Origin of the sequence: Burkholderia sp. HAN2018, assembly GCF_024704855.1 — a bacterium.
Lineage (GTDB): Bacteria > Pseudomonadota > Gammaproteobacteria > Burkholderiales > Burkholderiaceae > Burkholderia > Burkholderia cepacia.
On record NZ_QOBB01000449.1, the window covers coordinates 1 to 2,387 of the forward strand.

At 70.9% G+C, this 2,387-nt stretch carries 1 protein-coding gene; it reads left to right on the plus strand.

Annotated elements, in window-relative coordinates; all coding sequences use genetic code 11:
• Positions 1–2,387 (plus strand): hydantoinase B/oxoprolinase family protein (locus tag DPV74_RS40810; RefSeq protein ID WP_119339245.1); only part of this gene is annotated, 2,387 nt, incomplete at both ends.

Consider the following 2,387-nt stretch of genomic DNA (forward strand, 5'->3'; position numbering starts at 1 on the left):
GGCCGGCCGCGTACCGGCGCGGCGGCCCGCTGACGGTGACCGACTGCAACGTGATGCTCGGCAAGATCCAGCCCGATCATTTCCCGCGCGTGTTCGGCCCGCATGCGGACGAACCGCTCGACCGCGACGGCGTGGTCGCGAAGTTCGCCGCGCTCGCCGACGAGATCCACGCGGCGACCGGGCGGCGCGAGACGCCCGAGGCGCTCGCCGAAGGTTTCCTGGAAATCGCGATCGGCAGCATGGCGAACGCGATCAAGAAGATCTCGGTGCAGCGCGGCCACGACGTGTCGCGCTACGTGCTGACGACGTTCGGCGGCGCGGGCGGCCAGCATGCGTGCGGCGTGGCCGACGCGCTGGGGATGACGCAGGTGTTCGCGCACCCGCTCGCGGGCGTGCTGTCCGCATACGGGATGGGCCTCGCCGACCAGACCGCGATGCGCGAGCGTGCGGTCGAGGCGGTGTTGTCCGACGCGTCGCTGCCGGCGCTGAACGCGGCGCTCGACCGGCTGGCCGACGAGGCCGTCGGCGCGCTGCTCGAACAGGGCGTGCCGCAGGCGCGGATCGCGATCGAGCGCCGCGTGCACCTGCGCTACCAGGGCACCGATTCGACGCTCGACGTGCCGGCCGGCAGCGTCGCCGCGATGCAGCAGGCATTCGAGACCGCGTACCGGCAGCGCTACGCGTTCCTGATGCCCGGCACGCCGCTGGTGGCCGAACTCGCGTCGGTCGAGGCGATCGGCCGCTCCGACGCGCCGGTGGAGATCGCCCCGCTCGCGCCGCGCGGCGACGGCAGCGACGGCAGCGCTGGCGGCGCTGGCGCACTGCGCGCGCATTCCGCGGTGCGCTTTTATTCCGGCGGCCAATGGCACGATGCGGCGCTCTACGTGCGCGACACGCTGCTGGCCGGCGACGCGATCGACGGCCCGGCGATCGTCGCGGAAAAGAACGGCACGACCGTCGTCGAGCCCGGCTGGCGTGCGCAGATGACCGCGCAGGGCAACCTCGTGCTGACGCGCACGACGCCGCTGCCGACGCGCCGCTCGCTCGGCACCGACGCCGACCCGGTGCGGCTCGAGATCTTCAACAACCTGTTCATGTCGATCGCCGAGCAGATGGGGCTGCGGCTGCAGAACACCGCGTACTCGGTGAACATCAAGGAGCGGCTCGACTTCTCGTGCGCGATCTTCGACGGCGACGGCAACCTGATCGCGAATGCGCCGCACATGCCGGTGCACCTGGGCTCGATGGGCGAGAGCATCCGCACGGTGATCGAGCGCAACCGCGGCCGCATGCGCGACGGCGACGTGTTCATGCTGAACGATCCGTATCACGGCGGCACACACCTGCCGGACGTGACCGTCATCACGCCGGTGTTCGCGGACGGTTCGGACGCGCCGCTGTTCTACGTCGGCTCGCGCGGCCACCACGCGGACATCGGCGGCACAACGCCGGGCTCGATGCCGCCCGATTCGACGCATATCGACGAGGAAGGCGTGCTGATCGACAACTGGCAGCTCGTGTCGGCCGGCACGCTGCGCGATGCGGAAACCCGCGCGCTGCTCGCGTCGGGCCGCTACCCGGCGCGCAACGTCGAGCAGAACATGGCCGACCTGCGCGCGCAGGTCGCCGCGAACCAGAAGGGCGTCGACGAGCTGCGCCGGATGGTCGCGCAGTTCGGCCGCGACGTCGTGCTCGCGTTCATGGGGCACGTGCAGGACAACGCGGAAGAAGCGGTGCGGCGCGTGATCGGCGCGCTGCAGGACGGCGCGTACCGCTACCCGCTCGACAACGGCGCGGAGATTCGTGTCGCGATCCGCGTCGACCGGGCCGCGCGGCGCGCGGAAATCGATTTCACGGGCACGTCCGCGCAGCTCGACAACAACTTCAACGCGCCGAAGGCCGTATGCATGGCCGCCGTGCTGTACGTGTTCCGCACGCTGGTCGGCGACGACATCCCGCTGAACGCCGGCTGCCTGAAGCCGCTCACGGTGATCGTGCCGGCCCGCTCGATGCTGAATCCCGAGTATCCGGCGGCGGTCGTGTCGGGTAACGTCGAGACGTCGTCGGCCATCACCAACGCGCTGTACGGCGCGCTCGGCTGCGTCGCGTCGAGCCAGGGAACGATGAATAACTTCACATTCGGCAACGATCGCTACCAGTACTACGAGACGATTGCGGGCGGCAGCGGTGCCGGCGACGGCTTCGCGGGCGTCGGCGCGGTGCAGACGCACATGACGAACTCGCGGCTCACCGATCCGGAGGTGCTGGAATGGCGCTACCCGGTGCGGCTCGATTCGCACCGCATCCGCGCCGGGTCGGGCGGCGGCGGCCGCTGGCGCGGCGGCGACGGCGCGGTGCGGCGGATCCGCTTCCTCGAGCCGATGACC